Source organism: Arthrobacter globiformis, from assembly GCF_030817195.1.
Lineage (GTDB): Bacteria > Actinomycetota > Actinomycetes > Actinomycetales > Micrococcaceae > Arthrobacter > Arthrobacter globiformis_D.
The window spans coordinates 2,364,192-2,381,605 of sequence record NZ_JAUSYZ010000001.1 but is presented as its reverse complement, the minus strand read 5'-3'; the positions used below and the strand labels follow the sequence as shown (position 1 = coordinate 2,381,605).

The window sequence follows — 17,414 nt, the reverse complement described above, 5'->3', positions numbered from 1 at the left end:
AGCCCGCAGCGCCCTCAGCTGAGATTCCGGGCGATGAGCTCCTTCCAGTGAAGAAAGCCTTCCGCGGCGTAAGAGGGTCCATCTGAAGGGGTGAAATAGTCAGGAGGTCCTGTCACCGCGGAACCGGCGGGAAGATTGTTCCCGAGGGTTCTTAGGGCTACGCGGGCAGCTCCCAGCGCCGTCAGTTCACGGCTGGGCGGCCGGACAATTGTTGTTGCTGTGAGATCGGCGAGCAGCTGGCACAGGTAGTTGTTGCCGGCTCCGCCTCCGTCGACGGACAGCGGCTTTGCGCCCGGCAGGTCGGGGATCGCTGTGACAAGGTCGAAGGCTTGGAAGGCCATGCTTTCGATTCCAGCCCGCACGATGTCCGATGGACCGGAGTCCATTCGCAGGCCGCTAATGAACGCCCCTGATCCCTTCGGCCACCGGGGTGCGCCGAGTTCAGTGAATGAGGGCACCACGTAGACCCGCTGGCTGGCTGGCAGCTCGCTTCGTTCCGGTTCGTAGGGGGCTGCGGCAGGCAGGGAGAGCGTTTTGGCGAGCCAGGACATCGTGTACCCGCAATGGAAGGCAGATCCTTCCATCTCGTACACCGCGCCGTTATCGGGTGCTGACCAGGCTATCGACGTGACGAGCCCCTCGGCGGTTGATGGGGTTTGGCCAAGGTTTGCGCTCACGACGCAGGAGGTGCCAAATGTCGCCTTCGCTTCTCCTTGTCCGTCGCAGCCGTGGCCGAGCAGGGATGCCTGCTGGTCTCCGATCATGCCTGTGATCGGTATGCGGTAGCCGGTGACCTGCGGGTCGGTGTGTCCGAAGTGGGAGGCTGTCGGTCGGACGTCCGGCAAGGCTGCACGGGGAATACCCAGCGCTTCCGGCAGCTGCTCGTCCCAGTGCAGTGAGTGAAGGTTCAGGAGCTGGTATCGGGAGGCGTTGGAGACGTCGGTGGCGTGGACGGTTCCACCCGTCAGGGAGTACAGCAGCCAGGAATCGATGGTCCCGACGGCGATTTTGCCGGTTTTTGCCATGGCCGCCAGGTCGGGTCTCTCGTTGAACAGCCACGCTATTTTTGATCCGAAAAAGAAGGTGTGGTTGCTAAGCCCTGTTCGTTCCCGGATCAGGGGTGCCAGCCCGTCGTCATCCCAGCGGGAAACGATGTTCTGGCTTTGCTGGGACATCCACATGATCCCGTCATGGACGGGAAGGCCCGTCTCACGGGACCACGCTATCGCTGACTCGCGCATGTTGGTGATCCCGATGCACAGCGGGGTCTGTTCACATTTGGCCAGTGTCGCGCGCAGCACCCGAACGGTTGCGGCCACAAGTTCAAGCGGATCAATCTCGATCTGCTGGGGCCCCCGGACTTTCAGTGCAAGTTTTTCGGATGCTCCGATCTCGTAGGTTCCGGTCCCGGGGTCAAATAGAAGGCAGCGGACAGACTGGGTTCCGCAGTCGATGGCTAAAACCTGGGGCTGACCCAATGGGCTGTCTCCTGAGGGATGGGTGCGGTTCGCATCCCTGCCGGATCGGCAGGGATGCGAACCGCGGCGTTTGCAGGGTGCTACTCGGCGGGAACGGTTTCCCCGGCTTCACCGATGTAGGCGATGATGGTTCCCGCGTTCACGGTGGTATCAGCGGGGCAGACGATCTTCAGCAGAACGCCGTCGGCTACGCATTCGACCTCCAGCTGTGCCTTGTCGGTTTCGACGCTGAGGAGGGGCTGGCCCATTTCGACTTCGTCGCCCTCCTTGACCAGCCATTCCTGGATGTATGCTTCTTCACTTGTCTGCCCAAGGGCAGGCATGACGATGGCTTCCACAGTCTTACTCCTTTCCGGATCGGGTGTGGTCCGTTGACAGGACGTCCCGGACCGCGGCCTCAATGTGCTCCGCCAGCGGCAGGACTGCCGCTTCCAGAGGCGGAGAGAACGGCATGGGGATGTCGCGGCTGGCGACGCGGCGGACCGGTGCCTTCAGATCAGCGAACAGCTCATCGGAGATCCTGGCGCTCACTTCGGCGCCCCATCCACCCGTCAGATGCGCTTCGTGGGCAATGACGAGCCTGCCCGTGCGCCTGACGCTTTCCATGACGGTCGTCCAGTCGAACGGGGAGAGCCATACGGGGTCGATGACTTCGAGTTCGATTCCTTCTGCCGAGAGCTTCTCCGCGAGTTCCAGGGCTTTGTACAGTTCGGTGAAGGTCGCAACGATGGTCGCGTCCTTGCCCCGACGGCGGACCCGGGCCTGCCCGACAGGCAGTGCGAAGTTCTCTTCCGGAACGTACGCGCGCGTGTTGATGGAACCGGCTTCCTGGCGTTTCTTCGCACCGTAAAGCAGCTTGTGCTCGAAGACCAGGACCGGGTCGTCGTCCCGGATGGCGGCCGTAAGGGCGCCCTTGGCCGTGTACGGGTCCGAGATGCAGAGCACCTTGATCCCGGGCACGTGCATGAAGAAACTCTCCGGGCACTGCGCGTGCTGGGCGCCCCGCTGCGATGCGCCCACGGGGCAGCGCAGCACCGTCGGGATCGTCAGTTTTCCGTTGGACATGTAGCGCTGCTTGGCCGCTTCGTTGACGAGTTCGTCCATGGCTTCGAAGACGAAGTCCGCGTACTGAAGATCCGGCACGGTGCGCAAACCGCCGATGGCGGCACCGATCGCTGCGCCCATGATGGCCTTCTCGCTGATCGGGGTATCGATCACGCGGTGCCGGCCGTATTCCTCGGCCAGCCCCTGGTAGACGCCGAATGCACCGCCGAATCCGCCGGGCACACCTACGTCCTCGCCCAACAGAACCAGGTTCGGGTCCGTGCCGAGTTCGCTGTGCAGCGTCTCCCGGATCGAGTCGGCGATGGAGATGTACCGTTCCTCCTCTGAACCTTCTTCAAGCGGTCCGGCGCCCTCGACTTCCTGGGGCGGGTTGCCGAAGATGATGTTCGGAGCAAGGGCGGTGACCGGGTCCGGCCAGGGTGCCTGCTGGGCGTGCTTGAGCGCTTCTGCGATGCGCTTCTTGGCACGGGCTGTGGCTTCCTTGACCTGTTCCTCGGAGGCGGTGCCTTCTTCCACGAGTGCGGCACCGAAGGTCTTGATCGGGTCCTTCGCCGCCCAGATGGCTTCTTCGTCCTTGGTCCGGTAACCCCGGGCGTCGCCGCGGCTGTGGCCTACGTACCGGTAGGTGAGGAATTCGAGCAGGACGGGGCCTTTGCCGCTGCGGGCGGTTTCCAGCGCACGCTGCGTGGCCTCCCGGACTGCCCTGACGTCCATTCCGTCGGCCTGTTCGGACGGAATGCCATAGGCCTCGCCCCTGGAGGCGACGTTGATGTTCCGGGTAGTTTCGTGGAACGGCGTCGAAGCGCCGTACATGTTGTTTTCGCAAACGAAGATCACGGGGAGATTGAACGCCGCCGCGTAGTTCACGCCTTCATGGAAAGCACCTTCGTTGACCGCACCGTCACCGAAGAAACAGACAACGACATTGTCCGTCTCCTTGTACTTCAGCGCGTGTGCAAGGCCTGGGGCAATGGTAATGCCGCCGCCAACGATGGCGATCGAGGGAAGAATGCCCAGGGCCGGGTCGCCAAGGTGCATCGATCCGCCGCGCCCGCCCAGGCAGCCGGTTTCCCGGCCGTAGATTTCGGCCATCCCGGCCGCCGGGTCCAGCCCCTTGGCCAGGGCGTGACCGTGGGGCCGGTGGGTCGAGGTGATCCAGTCTTCGGTGCGCAGCAGCGAGCAGACTCCCACGGCCACGGCTTCCTGGCCCTGTGACTGGTGCAGTGTTCCGGGGATCTCTCCCTGGAGGTAGCGCAGGTACGCGGTCTGCTCGAACTGCCGGATGAGGACCATTTCCTCCAGCAGGTGCAGGCTCTCGTCCGTGCCCAGGACTTCTTTTTGCAGGGTATGTGTGGACTGGGACATTAGCGGCCGGCCTGACCGGTGGAACCGAAGACGTCCATGAGCCGCTGGATTTCCTTGCGCAGAGCCACTCCGGCGCGGGAGTTGGCGTCGCCCTCGAACCGCGAGCCAAAGACCAGGTTCGGGTCCTCAACCGGGCGGCCCAGTTCGGCCAGGAGGGCCTGGCCGAAGACGTGCTTGAGCTTGGTGCCGACATTGACCTTGGTGATGCCGGCTTCAACGGCCTGGCGGGTCTGATCGTCCGGGGTGCCGGATCCGCCGTGCAGAACGAGGGGAACGTCGACGGTGTTGCCGATTTCCTTGATGAGGTCCACCTGGACCGTCGGCACGTGGCCCCCGGTGACGAAGTGGACGTTTCCTACCGCCACCGCGAGGCAGTCAACGTTGGTTTCACGGACGAAGAGTTCGGCGGCTTCCGGCGTCGTGTAGGAGGCACCGGCTGCGTCAAGGACACCGTCCTTGATTTCTGCCAGCGCACCGATTTCACCTTCGACGGCGACGTTGACGGCGTGCGCCGCCGCGACCAGCGCTGCCGTGTCTGCGATGAGCTTGTTCTGGTCCCAGCCCTGGGTGTGCATCATGACCGAGTTGAAGCCTGCTCCCAGTCCGCCTGCAGCCTCGGCGAAGCTGTCGGCCTCGTTGAACAAAGTGGCGACCGGAACCTTCGCACGGTCGGCCAGCGCGCGGGAGGCAGCACCGTAGAGTTCGATGCCGCCGGACTGCAGCCATTCGTGGTTCGAGGACAGGCCGCCGATTCCGATGATGACCGGCGACTGGCTTGCCTCGGCCGCGGCGATGGTGGCTTCAAGGCTGTAGATGTCCCAGGACTCGAAGTATCCGACGGCGTAGCGGTTCTTACCAGCGTGGTCCAGCAGTTCGGGAAGGGATACGAGTGACATGAGTTATTGCTCCGATTTCTTCATTGATGTTGGGTATTTGGCTAGGTTGGACAGCATGATGGCGGTGTCTTCCATGACACGCGGTCTGCGGTGGCGGATCCATTGGCGGTAGGCCTCGATTTCCTGGTGGACTCGCTGCTCGTCCCACTGCAATTCCCGGGCGGCGATTTCAGCAACGGCTTCAACGGCCTTTAGCCCGGCATCGTCACACCAGGACAGCAGCATCCGGCGGGCGACAATGTCGATAAGCGTGCGGGCGAATTCCTCACGGACCGCGAGTACGACTTCGGCCCCTACCGTGTCCTTATGGCTGGGCAGCGGCGCGCCAAGGGACGGATCTGCGCAGATCAGTTCTTCAATCCTGGCGGCACGGACTCCGTAGAGTCCGAGCAGCCTCCGTGCAGCGCTCGGGGACAGCTTGGTCTGTTCCAGGAAGTCCTTCTGGAACAGACCCCAGTCGGCGCAGCGTGCACCTGGCAATTTGAGGTGCTTCGTCCCGGAAGAACCGGACGGGAAGATCCTGCGCCAGGGGGCTCGTGAGGAACGTGGTGTTGTATGCGTTTCGACCACATTCATTGCCATCTCCCCCAGTGCTCTGTGTGTGGTCAATTTCCCCCCGCTGATGCTGAAAAGACTCTTGATCGTGGGGTGGACGCTCACGTGATGGTTCCGGCTCACTTGGGCTGCTGTTTTGGCTTTGGGCGAGTACGGCAGCGGGCGGACGCCGGAGATTGTGTGCACGACGGACCGGGCCGTGAGCCCCGCCTGCGGTATCAGGGTATTCACTTCTTTCAGCAGATAAGCGATCTCCTCGTCGGTCATGACGGCTTCGGCCGGATCACCTTCGAAAAAGATGTCCGTGGAGCCGATGAGGTAGTTCCCGTCCGGTAAAGGAAGCACGAGGATTGCGCGGCCGTCACTAACAGCTTCGTAGTGCACCCCAGTTTTGGGGGCACCCGGAAAGGGGCCGACGGTCATATGGGAGCCCTTGGTTCCACCGATGAGCCGGGCACTCTCGTGCATGGAATGGCTCAGCACCATATCTACCCAGGGTCCCGACGCGTTCACCACTACCCGTGCCGGCTGAACCAGCTGCCGGCCGGTCAGGGTGTCGGTGAGCTGAACGTTCACGCCCCCCTCGGACTGGTTAAGTCCTGTTACCTTCAGGTGGTTGTGGACCCGGCCGCCGAAACTGCTGACGTCCAGTGCCTGTTCGACGCAGAGCCGTTCTGCGTTGGCGACCTGGGCGTCGTAGTACAGGACCGCCCCGTACAGGTCATCCGGTTCCAGCCCCGGGTACTTCACTTCAACCTCTGCCTTCGACAGCGGTTTATGCAGCGGAGTGGACTTATCAAAGGACAACACGTCGTACAGGAACATGCCCACACGCACCATGAAGCCCGAGCGCTGGTTATGGCGGTAAAACGGAATCAGGAGGGGAAAGGGCTTTACCAGGTGCGGAGCCGTTTGAAGCAGCCGTTCGCGCTCACGCAGCGACTCCCGCACAAGATGAAACTCCAGGTTCTCCAGATACCGGATACCTCCGTGGATCAGCCGACTGGATGCTCCTGACGTACCGGCCCCGAAATCTTCGGCGTCGACAACCGCTGCCAGCCAGCCCCGGGACGATGCTTCCCTGGCGACAGCCAGGCCGTTGACACCGCCACCGATCACGAGAATGTCGACCGGCGCCAGCGCCTCGGATCCCTCATTCTCACATTCGTGCACTTGCTCACATATGTGATTCATAGGTAGAGTATGACTCAGATCACGGAGGCCTGTCAACGCAGGAGACGGCAGCTTCCGTGGCTGGTTTTCACAATCGTCATCAATGAATTCGGAAGGCTGCCAATGAGGGCGCTAAACGACAAAGACTTCCCCCCCTTAGCCAATGAGGTCTCGCTACAACTCCAAAAGTGGCCCGGAATCCCGTCCCTGGCCGTTATCGGGGAAGACGGCGTCCTGGGGCGTGAGGATTCAGGCCGGGTGTACCGGCTGGCTTCGGTCACCAAACTCCTCACGGCCCTCACAGTTCTTTCGGCAGCGGACGAGGGCGTGATTTCACTCGACGACGAGGCCGGCCCGGGAGGGTCCTCACTACTGCATCTGCTCTCGCACGCATCAGGGGTCGCCTTTGCCGATGAGCAGGTACGGGCACCTGCAGGGGTCCGGCGGATCTACTCCAACACCGGCATCGACCTTGCTGCCGAGCATTTGGCGGACCGGTCCGGAAAGGACTTCCGCGATGAGATGCGGATCCGGGTACTGGAACCTCTGGGCATGCATGAAACGAAACTGACCGGCCCTCCGTCAAAGGGCGGCGAAGGGACAATCGCAGACACTGCACGCCTGGCCTGGGAACTGCTGAAACCTGCAGTGTTCCCACAAGCGAGGATCGATGCGCTCTCTTCGCTGGCATACCCGGGGCTGGCAGGCTTCCTTCCCGGATTCGGCTATCACGCCGACAACGACTGGGGGGCCGGAGCCGAAATACGCGGGCATAAGTCACCACACTGGACCAGCCCGGAGAACTCCCCAAAAACCTTCGGCCATTTCGGCATGGCAGGGAGCTTCCTGTGGGTGGACCGGGAAGCCGGTCTGGCCTGTACGGCGCTTTCGACCGTCGAGTTCGGCGAATGGGCCCCCATAGCCTGGCCCGACACTTCCACCGCAGTACTCCGGGCCTACGCAAAAACCACTGAACACACCAATATCCGCTGCGGACGTCCACATAAATGATGTCCGGCGCTGAACGGCTGCGATCCGCAGCGACCATTCGATTCGAGATGCCAGGAGCACGGACGTGACCATTGCACCCGAGGGCCGGCGCATGCTGCGCGTCGAGGCACGTAACTCCGAAACACCCGTGGAACGGAAACCGGAGTGGATCAGAAGCAAGGTAAAAACCGGGCCCGAATTCATCGGGCTGAAGAACCTGGTACGAAAAGAAGGCCTCCACACAGTCTGCGAAGAAGCCGGATGCCCCAACATCTACGAATGCTGGGAAGACAGGGAAGCCACCTTCCTCATCGGCGGGGCCCAGTGCACCAGAAGGTGCGACTTCTGCCAGATCGACACCGGCAAACCCGAAGCACTGGACCCGACCGAACCCATCAAGGTCGCCGAATCCGTGCGGACCATGGGCCTGCGTTACGCCACCGTCACCGGCGTGGCGCGCGACGATCTCCCCGATGAAGGCGCCTGGCTGTACGCCGAAACAATCAGGCAAATCCACACCCTCAACGCAGGAACCGGCGTGGAGATCCTGATTCCGGACTTCACTGGCCACCAGGATCTCATCCAGTTGGTCATCGACGCCCGGCCGGAAGTATTCGCCCACAACGTCGAAACAGTGCCAAGGATCTTCAAGGCCATCCGTCCGGCGTTCCGGTATCAGCGTTCCCTTGACGTCATCCGGCAGGGCAGCGAAAACGGGATGGTGACCAAGTCAAACCTCATTCTTGGAATGGGTGAAACGAGGGCCGAAGTGTCGGAAGCACTCCAAGACCTCCGGGGGGCCGGATGCGATCTTGTCACCATCAATCAGTACCTGCGCCCCAGCCAAAAACATCACCCCGTCTCCCGGTGGGTCAAGCCCCAGGAATTCGTTGAGCTCAAGGCCGAAGCTGAAGAGATGGGATTCCTCGGCGCCATGAGCGGGCCCTTGGTGCGCTCCTCCTACCGGGCAGGGCGGCTATGGGCAGAAGCCATGGGGAAAAAAGGCCGCGAATTGCCCGACGAGCTGGCCCACATCAGGGGTTAGCAGGCAGCCAACCGACCAGTTAGTAGGACGCAAGAGCTGTTGGGCAGACGAGCCGACAGCCCTGCGTCGCATGCAAGAGCAGAAACAAAGAGAACAGAAGAGGTTTTAGATGAATCCGCAGCAGTTTGATGTCCTAGTTGTTGGCGCCGGGCCGGGAGGATATACGGCAGCCATCCGCGCCGCCCAGCTGGGCAAACGCGTCGCGATCGTCGAAGAACAGTACTGGGGCGGCGTGTGCCTGAACATCGGATGCGTTCCCTCCAAATCGCTGATCTACAGCGCCCAGCTGGTCCAGACCTTCAGAAATGACGCCAAGGAACACGGCATCCAGGTAGACGGGGAGGTTTCCTATGACTTCCAGGCAGCCTTCCAGCGCAGCAGGTCGGTCGCCGACGGTCGGGTCAAAGGCATCCACTACCTCATGAAAAAGAACGGCATCACCGAGTTCAACGCCCGCGGAACCTTCACCGGCCCCAATGACATGGACCTGGAACTCACCGGCGGTGAGCGGCAAAGCGTGACCTTTGACCACGCCATCATCGCCGTTGGCGCCGAAACCCGGTTGCTGCCCGGAACAGCAGTGTCCGACAGGGTAGTGACGTACAAGGAGCAGATCCTCTCATCCACCCTGCCCAAAAGCATCGTCATAGCCGGCGCCGGCGCCATCGGCGTCGAATTTGCCTACGTGATGAGCAGCTATGGCGTGAAGGTGACACTGGTCGAATTCGCCGACCGAATCGTTCCGCTCGAAGACCCGGACGTGTCCAAGGAACTGACCAAGCGGTACCGGAAACTCGGCATCGACATCCGTACCGCCACCGCGGTCACCGCCGTTGAAGAACACCCTGGCGAGGTCGCCGTCACCCTGACCAAGGGCGAGTCTTCCGACGTCATCCGCGCCGAAAAACTTCTGCAGGCAACGGGCTTCACACCCAGGGTTACAGGCTACGGCCTGGAAAACACCGGTGTAGCCCTTACCGACCGCGGCGCCATCGAAGTCGATGATCAGATGCGGACCAACGTCCCGCACATTTATGCCATCGGTGATGTGACCGCGAAGCTCATGCTCGCACATGCCGCCGAAGCGATGGCCCTGGTCGCGGCCGAAGCCCTGGCAGGCGAACCCACGCATCCCTTGGACTACCTCATGATGCCCCGGGCCACGTACACCACCCCGCAGATCGCAAGTTTTGGATATACCGAAAACGGGTCCTCGCCCGCGGGCAGTGAAGTCAGGAAAACAGTCTTCCCGTTCGTAGCAAACGCCAAGGCCCACGCTGTCGGTGAACCAGGCGGCTTCGTGAAACTGCTGACCGACAACCGCGATGGAAAACTTCTCGGCGCCCACCTCATAGGGCCGGACGTGACCGAGCTTCTGCCAGAACTTACCCTGGCCCGCCAGGAAGGCCTGACCGTCACTCAACTGGCCAGGAATGTCCACGCACATCCGACCCTCAGTGAAGCAGTCAAGGAAGCCCTCCACGGGGCAGCCGGCCAAAGCATCAACATCTGAGCACGACTGACAGGAAGAAAATCACATGACTACTACCAACGACATCCCGGCCCTTCAAGGAAACACGCTTCCCCTCAAAGGCATTCGGCGTGCAGCGGCCCGGCAGATGGTCGCAGCATGGCAGGCGCCGGCGTTCCATCTCACCGTCGAAGTCGACATGACCAAGGCCCTGACGGTGAAGTCAGTGTCACCCCAATCAACAGTCACCGACCGGCTCATCTCCGCAGCAGCCACCGCCCTGCAGGAGAACCCAGGGCTCAACGCCCACTACTCCGAAGAAGGCGTGACGACATTCGAGGACATCAACATCGGAATTGCGGTGGCAACAGATGCCGGCCTGACCGTCCCGGTCATCCACGGAGTGCCGGCCCTCGGCCTGCCCGACATCGCACAAAGGCGACGAGAAGTTGTCGAAAAAGCCCGCGCCAGGAAGCTTGGAATGGCCGACATCTCGGCAGGAACCTTCACGATCTCAAATCTTGGCATGCTTGGCATCGACCGGTTCGACGCCATCCTCAACGTCCCTCAGGTAGCCATCCTCGCCGTCGCCTCCACACGCCAGCGGTACGTCGTGCGGGACGGCCAAGCCGAATGGCGACCCATCGCCGAACTCACTCTCACCTGCGACCACCGCGCCGTGGACGGTTCCATGGGAGCCGTCTTCCTTAAACAACTCAAAGAACTCATCGAAGCCCCCATCCCCGCCCCGTAAAGCAACCACACCAACGGAAGTCAGTTATGACAACTGCAGCAATCAGGAAGACCAGCTACAACTGGCGCGTGGCCGACATCGTAGTGGCGGCGCTCATTGCCGTTGCCGGCGGCGTCATCTTCTGGGCCCTCTCCTCGTAGCCGGGAATCCTCCGGAGTCCTCTAGCGGGCCGCGCCGGGCGCCGCCGATCAGCCGGGGCGGCGGAGCGTCTTCGTCCACGGGCCGGCGGGACACCAGCTCGAGCCGGCGCTGGCAGGCAGCCATGGACGCTTACGAGGACGTTGGAGCCGAGATTGCTGCGAAGATCACAGCCGCTACCGGCACGACCTACCCTGAGCTCCTCTAACTAAAGCCACGCGGGCCAGCCGTTACGCTGGCCCGCATGGCAGGGCTGCCCTCCGTTAACAGGTTGACGAAAGGCCCCTTATTGGCCCCTTCTATAAGGGAACCTTCCATCGCGCGTGCGGAGATTGACGCTGTGGCACCAGCCCGGCAGGCTGAAGGTCCCGTGGACTGATCCATGCCGAATATCCTTCGGACCAGGCATGGTAGCGTCGTTCGAGAGTCCCGTCCTGACGCAGCCATAACGCGCTGCCGTCAGGCATAGTGAGTTCAACGAAACCGCGGCTGACGAGCCTTCCCCTATACCTGAGTTCTATGTGGCCATGGGTGAGTGCGCACCGGTCGTCATGGCGAATTCTCTTGGCGCTGACTTGCTGACCCGACTTTTGCCCCCGGCTCGTGGTCACTCCTTTGCTGGGCTGACGGCAAGCTCCCCTAGCTTCGCCCAGCCGTCCACGGTGACGTTGATGATGGCCGGGGTGTCGGAGAGATAGGCAGGGAGCCGCTCGGTGGCTTCCTTGAAGTGAGCTGATCCGCGACACCGTTTTGCTGACTACGAGAGGGAACCAACCACAGGGCTACGTGCTTGAATGGCGTCATCGCATCGGTCCTGGCCTCTTAGGAACCTGGCAACGACCGCTGGGCATGGATCCGGATGATCTGTGCCTGTCCCGGAGCCGGCCCTTGCCGGCAGGTGCCCCGCGTCATTAAGCCCGACGAGTCTCTTTGTAGTTTCCGACTAGCTTTGCCGCGCGGTGTGGGCAAAGCGGTGCCCCGCCTCCCTGAGAGCGGGGCTTCGCTATACCTGGCTCGATTACTCAGTATTGTCGGTCGTCACATCTGGCGTCACCACTGGTGGGCGACGTCGATCACCAGCTTTGATCCGCTGCCGGGGCCCGCAAGGGTGTAGACCTTGAAGGGCAGCCGGGCGCGGACGCCGAGGCCCAGGGTCGTGTAGCCCTCAAAGCTGCCTGCCCAGGCCACCTGCCGGAACGTCTTGTACTTCGAAACGTTGGTCACCTCGGAGCGGCTGGCCGGCACGAAGGTGGCCTTGCCCGTGGCGCTGTCATAGCTGGGCAAGTGGGCGGTGACCTGCAGGAATGCACCGCCCCTCAGCTTGATGGGCAGTCCGGACCCGTCCTGTACAACCTTTGAAACGTAGCGGACGTTGTAGCCTGCTGCCTTTCCCTTGGTGTCGATCACCAGGCGGTCGAAGCAGGAGTGCTGGCCCGAGCGCACGCTGGTGACCGATGCGCCGCTCATGGCCTGGTTGGACTTCGCCAGCGAGCTCCAGACCAGTCCGCAGTAAGAGGCTGCCGAGGCGGACCCCGGAGCCAGCAGGCCCAGCCCGAGAGCCATGATCGTGGCAGTGAGCCAGGCGCTTAGTTTTTTCCTGTGGGTACCCCTTTTTTGGGTGCGAGTGATTGGATGACTCCAGCGTAGGAGCGCCAACAGCCCGATACGAGGGGTGTTTCCGGTTCTTCGTGCAACCGTTAGGCGGCCGGGAATCGAATCACGGGACCGTAATTCCGGGGCGCATTTTGGGGCCGTCGAAAGACGTTTGCGGCCCTTTCTCCACACTGCTGTTACCGCTGGTAACGGCCAATACGCGCCGGTAGCCAAGGGTAGGGCACTCCGGGTCCGTTTATTGGCACTTAGGGTCCCTATCCGTGGCACAGAGTTCCAGTCGGACGCTTCCACCTGAACGACATCCGCTGCGGGAATTCGACCTGCGCACCAGCACCGGCAGCGCCTGGGAAGACGACGACAGCATAAAGCCGCCCCACAAGCCTAGTGCTGCCCAGCGCATGCAAGTGCTGCGGCCACATGCCGACGGGCTGGTTCTCACCTGCACCTGACAAGGCGGCTTCGGATAAGCGCATCGGCGGACAGAGAGCCCTGCGGTAGTTCCTCAAAAGTTTACGAAAGGCTGGTTATAGGCCTTTTAAAATGGGCGGGGAGTGCCTGCAAAAAGGGCTGTCTCGTGCCAGCATTCGTGGCGTTTTCCCCGGCCTCCATGAAGTCAGACTGCTCAGCCAGCGCCCGGTTTAGGCGGCGATGTCCAGGAGGGCTGGTGCCGGTAGGAGTCAGTGGTGGGAGTCGTTGTGAGTGCCCACAATCGGCTCGGGGTTCTATGAGGGGCAGTGCAGTGCAGTGCCGCCGGCAACAACGTGCTGGGGCCCAGGGGGTGCGAGGCTGAAGCTCCGCGGGAATAGGAACCGCCGCACCATGTTCGTTTCCGGTGTGAAGAACATCGGATTCCTGTCCTTCGGCCATTGGACCGACCACCCGGAGTCCGGCACGCGCACCGCGTCGGACGCGCTGTTGCAGGCGATCGACCTCGCGGTCGCGGCCGAGGAGCTGGGGGCGGACGGCGCTTACTTCCGCGTCCACCACTTCGCCCAGCAGTATGCCTCCCCGTTCCCGCTGCTTGCAGCGATTGGGGCACGGACAAGTCGCATTGAGATTGGTACCGCTGTGATCGACATGCGCTACGAGAACCCGCTTTACATGGCGGAGGATGCCGGCGCGGCCGACCTGATCTCGGGTGGCCGGCTGCAGCTGGGCATTAGCAGGGGTTCACCCGAGCAGGTCATCGAGGGGTGGCGTCACTTCGGCTTCGTCCCCGGCGAGGGCGAGTCGGACGCGGACATGGGCCGCAGGCACACCGAGCGTCTGCTCGAGGTGCTCACCGGTGAGGGCTTCGCGGCGCCTAATCCCCGCCCGATGTTCCCGAACCCGCCGGGGCTGTTGCGCGTGGAGCCGCACTCTGAGGGCCTGCGTGATCGTATCTGGTGGGGTTCGGGCTCGAACGCCACGGCCATCTGGGCCGCGAAGCTCGGGATGAACCTGCAGAGCTCCACGCTCAAGGATGACGAGAGCGGTAAGCCGTTCCACGTCCAGCAGGCTGAGCAGATCGAGCTCTACCGGCAGGCCTGGAAGGAGGCCGGGCACGAGCGGGAGCCGCGCGTCTCGGTCAGCCGCAGCATCTTCGCGCTGACGGACGAGCGCGACTGGCAATACTTCGCCCGCGACCGCCACAGCTCCGATCAGGTGGGCAACATCGACGAGAAAACGCGGGCGGTCTTTGGCCGGTCCTACGCGGGTGCCCCGGACGAGCTGGCCGCGAAGCTGGCCGAGGATGAGGCGATCGCCACGGCAGACACACTGCTGCTCACGGTCCCGAACCAGCTCGGCGTTGACTACAACGCTCACGTCATCGAGTCGATCCTGAAGTATGTGGCGCCGCAGCTCGGCTGGCGCTGACCCCTCGTGACAGATTTCCCCTAGTACTACAATCGCGTTCAAATTCGGCTGTGGAGGCGCTGTAACCGGACCTTCCGGCCAGGCCGGGCATCCCGTGCGTCCCCGGCAAGCAGTACGGTGCCGAACGCATCCTCGGCCAAGGACAACGGCGAGGGGAAATAGTTAGGCGGACTGGAAGCCAATCTGTGGCACAGGGCCGCCGCCCCGAGAGTTCGTGGGGGCGGCCCTGGGCCGTGGCGCCGGGTCTCGGGAGGCTGGTGGCTTACTTGCGCGAGTCGGGGTGTTCATCGCCGATGTGTCCGGCTGATGTGGCGTCGAGGACCCGGGCGACGAAGGCGGCGTATTCGTCCATGTAGTGGCGCAGGAACTGCCTCATCCCCTCGTTTTTGACCTCGCCGTCCTCGCGGTAGGCTACCGGGTCGAAACTGATGCAGGCCTCCGGGGAGTTCAGTTGCGGGGCGCCCAGGAAGCTCAGGACGGAGCGCACGGAGGACTGCGTGACGGCGGTGCCGATGCCGCCGGGTGAGGCGCCGATGATGCCGATGGGGACATCAGGGCCTGTGCTGCAGAAAATTCCAGTTGATGCCACGTCCCCTCTTTCCATCAGCCCGACCTTGCTCCCTCAGATCGGTCTTCCCCTGGCGACTCTTCCCTTGGCTCCGCCCCTGCTAACGGCCGTGACGGAGTGGGCGTGCGCGGAAGCTGAAGTACAGTCCGGAAGACTGGCCATATCCCGCGGGCAGGTCAACAATGACTGGATGGGGTATTCAGCAAGGGTCGCGTCCTCTGTCCAGTTCGTGTCAGAACTGGACAGGTCTGTGAACTTCTACCGGGACCTGTTCAGGTGTGAGGAGACCATCCGCTCGGGCGAGGCGGCCCTCCTCCTCGCACCCGGAAGCTTCCAGCTCTACCTCATCGAGCGTGGCCAGCGGGAGGAGCGCCACTCGGGCGGCCTCGGACATCACCTGCTGATGTGGGCGACAGACGCCGCCGAAGGCTTGAAATATTTCGAGCAGACTCTGAAGGAGATGGGGCGATACACGGAGACCCGCACAACCGGAGGAATCACTGTGGTGGAAGGCCGCGACCCTGATGGAATTCCCGTCATGGTCGCCCACCCCGATCCCTCAGAAAAGCCCCGATCGGTCTTCGACCGCCACCTCTACACCTGAACCCTCTTGAGCCGGAGGACGCCGTTGTCCAATTAGTTTGGATGCGTTCGGTGCCCACCCAGCCCCAATTGTCCAGATGGGGGTGAATGCCGATAGAAGCTGGATCCGGTCGCGCTGCCCGACAATACCTACTCGTTAACCGCCCTTGCCCGGCTCGATCAAATTCAGGCCCGGGCTCCTGACGCCGTTCACACGCGGGCTGCCGACCGCCGGATCAGGCCTGGCTCCGGGAGGGAGTCCAACAAGTGCTGGATGTCACCCTGGTCGGTCAGGTCAGAATCCAGTCACTCGGCGAAGCGGTCCCGCAAAATGATCACCGTGCACCGGTCGTGCCCCTTTCTGCCCGCCCAGGGGAATAAGGGGTGGATGCTGTATGTTGCTATCGCGACACAAGGGAACTAAACACCGACGGCGAGTCAAACCGCGGGAAGCAAAGCCAGTCAATACTCCCGTTCCTGGAGATCAGGGGCCCGGTTTGGAGATCCGACAGCGCGCGTAGTCCTCAATGGGAGCAGACATGGCTTTACTAAAGCACAACTGGCTTGTCCCCGTCAGGCCGCAAGCAGAAAAGTTGTACCAGCGAGAATCAGACGCAGAGGAACAATATCTGCCCCTGCAATCCGCGCCGGCGCCTCACATTGCGACGGGCCCCGGTCCGCCGCCGTACGTACTTCGCTTGGGACCGTTGACATGCTGGGTAGCCACCCGTCGACGCGAGGCTACCGATACCCGCCCCTGGATTCAGTCACCCCGCGCCCTGCCATACGGATAGTCCACCCATTCGCCCGGGACGCCGTCGCCGGCCAGCTCCCCTGCGCCACGCATGACTGAATGATAAGCAGCTGGATAACGGGCTGCCCTCCAGCACCTCATCCGAATTTACGTGGTCTGAACTTCGCCGTCCCGGAATCGGACGTCGTAAGTGAAATACGTTCTGCCAAATAGCTGGAACCCTAGTTACCCTCGTCACTGTTAGCGAACCGGCAGAGTCCTTGTCATGCTTTCCATTTTGTAGATGCGCGAACTTTATTAGCTATTGGTTTTGGCCGGCGAAGGGGTGGGGGCTTCGATCGCGCCCGTATTGTGCAACGCTGGTCTGTATGGATCTGGAGGTGTTGCCTGCGCTCACAATACCCGCATCGGAACTGCGCTGGCGGTTCTCTCGTTCATCCGGACCAGGCGGTCAACACGTCAACACCGCGGACAGCCGCGTCGAGCTCTCCTGGAGCGTTAGCGACTCCGTCGCACTTTCCGACGGCCAACGGCTGATGCTGCTCACGCGTCTCGGCCCACGAATCATCACCGGGGTGATCACCGTAACGGCCTCCGAGCGGCGCTCTCAGCTTCGCAATCGCGAGATCGCCCTCGCCAAGCTCGCAGACCTCGTGGCAGAGGGACTTGCACCCGAAGCTGCCCGTCGCCGCGCGACCAAACCCACACGCGCTTCCAACCGTCGGCGCCTCGCCGCCAAGGAGCAACGTGCAGCCACGAAACGACAACGACAACGACCGTCCGCCGAGTAGCACTGTCCAGTCGACAACGCATTTTCAGCCGCGAGCAGCAGGACCGTGCAGGACCGCAACTCGTCACCAGCAAGTGACCGCCCAATTGAGCGCCGAGGGCAGGAAGGGACCCATCTCATGCGAGCACCAGGCGGCTACTAACCGCCGGGCTCTCATCGCCGCACCAGCGAATTTTCGCTTGTACGCAAGGCGCGCTGACTGTAACCGAATCAGCGGAATAACAACTACCTGGTCATCGTCTTGTTTTTGGCCACGCTGGTCAGCGGTGGCTTTTAAGGGGCTGCCTTCTTGTAGGTGATAAGCAAGCTGATAACCTAA

The 17,414-nt window shown here is 62.4% G+C and carries 13 protein-coding genes and 2 pseudogenes; 7 read left to right on the top strand and 8 right to left on the bottom strand.

The window, feature by feature from the left end; all coding sequences use genetic code 11:
* Positions 1-14 precede the first annotated feature (14 nt).
* The 5 genes from QF036_RS10710 to QF036_RS10690 form a co-directional block, all read right to left on the bottom strand.
* Positions 15-1,478, bottom strand: a complete 1,464-nt coding sequence (locus tag QF036_RS10710; protein WP_307101620.1) for an FGGY family carbohydrate kinase — start codon at positions 1,476-1,478, stop codon at positions 15-17.
* Positions 1,479-1,558: 80 nt separating this feature from the next.
* Positions 1,559-1,816 (bottom strand): biotin/lipoyl-containing protein, encoded by a 258-nt coding sequence (locus QF036_RS10705; protein WP_307101618.1) that lies wholly within the window; start codon positions 1,814-1,816, stop codon positions 1,559-1,561.
* Between the two features lie 4 nt (positions 1,817-1,820).
* Complete coding sequence (locus QF036_RS10700; protein WP_307101616.1) at positions 1,821-3,908, bottom strand: alpha-ketoacid dehydrogenase subunit alpha/beta; 2,088 nt, start codon at positions 3,906-3,908, stop codon at positions 1,821-1,823.
* Positions 3,908-4,804 carry a class II fructose-bisphosphate aldolase gene (locus tag QF036_RS10695; RefSeq protein WP_307101614.1) on the bottom strand — a complete coding sequence of 299 codons (897 nt, stop codon included), beginning with the start codon at positions 4,802-4,804 and terminating at the stop codon, positions 3,908-3,910. Before QF036_RS10695 ends, QF036_RS10700 begins: the two co-directional genes overlap by 1 nt.
* Positions 4,805-4,807: 3 nt before the next feature.
* Positions 4,808-6,553: a glycerol-3-phosphate dehydrogenase/oxidase gene (locus tag QF036_RS10690; protein ID WP_307101612.1), complete on the bottom strand. Its 1,746-nt coding sequence runs from the start codon at positions 6,551-6,553 to the stop codon at positions 4,808-4,810.
* 102 nt (positions 6,554-6,655) lie between these two features.
* Here QF036_RS10690 and QF036_RS10685 point away from each other — a divergent pair, with 102 nt between their 5' ends.
* The 4 genes from QF036_RS10685 (at position 6,656) to QF036_RS10670 (ending at position 10,792) form a co-directional block, all read left to right on the top strand.
* Positions 6,656-7,543, top strand: coding sequence for a serine hydrolase domain-containing protein (locus QF036_RS10685; RefSeq protein ID WP_307101611.1), 888 nt, complete (start codon positions 6,656-6,658; stop codon positions 7,541-7,543).
* Between the two features lie 64 nt (positions 7,544-7,607).
* The gene (gene lipA, locus QF036_RS10680; RefSeq protein WP_307101609.1) at positions 7,608-8,567 is read left to right on the top strand and encodes a lipoyl synthase; all 960 of its coding nucleotides are present in this window, start codon (positions 7,608-7,610) and stop codon (positions 8,565-8,567) included.
* Positions 8,568-8,676: 109 nt separating this feature from the next.
* Positions 8,677-10,080 carry a dihydrolipoyl dehydrogenase gene (lpdA, locus tag QF036_RS10675; protein ID WP_307101607.1) on the top strand — a complete coding sequence of 468 codons (1,404 nt, stop codon included), beginning with the start codon at positions 8,677-8,679 and terminating at the stop codon, positions 10,078-10,080.
* Positions 10,081-10,105: 25 nt separating this feature from the next.
* The gene (locus QF036_RS10670; protein ID WP_307101605.1) at positions 10,106-10,792 is read left to right on the top strand and encodes a dihydrolipoamide acetyltransferase family protein; all 687 of its coding nucleotides are present in this window, start codon (positions 10,106-10,108) and stop codon (positions 10,790-10,792) included.
* 1,188 nt (positions 10,793-11,980) lie between these two features.
* Here the strand turns inward: QF036_RS10670 and QF036_RS10665 are convergent.
* Positions 11,981-12,493 carry an AMIN-like domain-containing (lipo)protein gene (locus tag QF036_RS10665; RefSeq protein WP_307101600.1) on the bottom strand — a complete coding sequence of 171 codons (513 nt, stop codon included), beginning with the start codon at positions 12,491-12,493 and terminating at the stop codon, positions 11,981-11,983.
* 870 nt (positions 12,494-13,363) lie between these two features.
* Between QF036_RS10665 and QF036_RS10660 the strand changes: the two genes are divergently transcribed.
* Complete coding sequence (locus QF036_RS10660; protein ID WP_444875980.1) at positions 13,364-14,401, top strand: LLM class flavin-dependent oxidoreductase; 1,038 nt, start codon at positions 13,364-13,366, stop codon at positions 14,399-14,401.
* Between the two features lie 262 nt (positions 14,402-14,663).
* Here the strand turns inward: QF036_RS10660 and QF036_RS10655 are convergent.
* Positions 14,664-14,948: pseudogene (locus tag QF036_RS10655) on the bottom strand (NADPH-dependent FMN reductase); the annotation flags it as partial.
* A gap of 211 nt (positions 14,949-15,159) precedes the next feature.
* On the opposite strand from QF036_RS10655, the gene QF036_RS10650 reads away from it, so the two are divergent.
* Positions 15,160-15,573, top strand: coding sequence for a VOC family protein (locus QF036_RS10650; RefSeq protein WP_307101598.1), 414 nt, complete (start codon positions 15,160-15,162; stop codon positions 15,571-15,573).
* Between the two features lie 388 nt (positions 15,574-15,961).
* Here the strand turns inward: QF036_RS10650 and QF036_RS25275 are convergent.
* Positions 15,962-16,092: pseudogene (locus QF036_RS25275) on the bottom strand (trehalase-like domain-containing protein); the annotation flags it as partial.
* A gap of 581 nt (positions 16,093-16,673) precedes the next feature.
* On the opposite strand from QF036_RS25275, the gene arfB reads away from it, so the two are divergent.
* On the top strand, positions 16,674-17,096 hold the full coding sequence (arfB, locus tag QF036_RS10640) for an alternative ribosome rescue aminoacyl-tRNA hydrolase ArfB (RefSeq protein ID WP_307101596.1): 423 nt from the start codon (positions 16,674-16,676) through the stop codon (positions 17,094-17,096).
* The last annotated feature ends 318 nt before the right edge of the window (positions 17,097-17,414 follow it).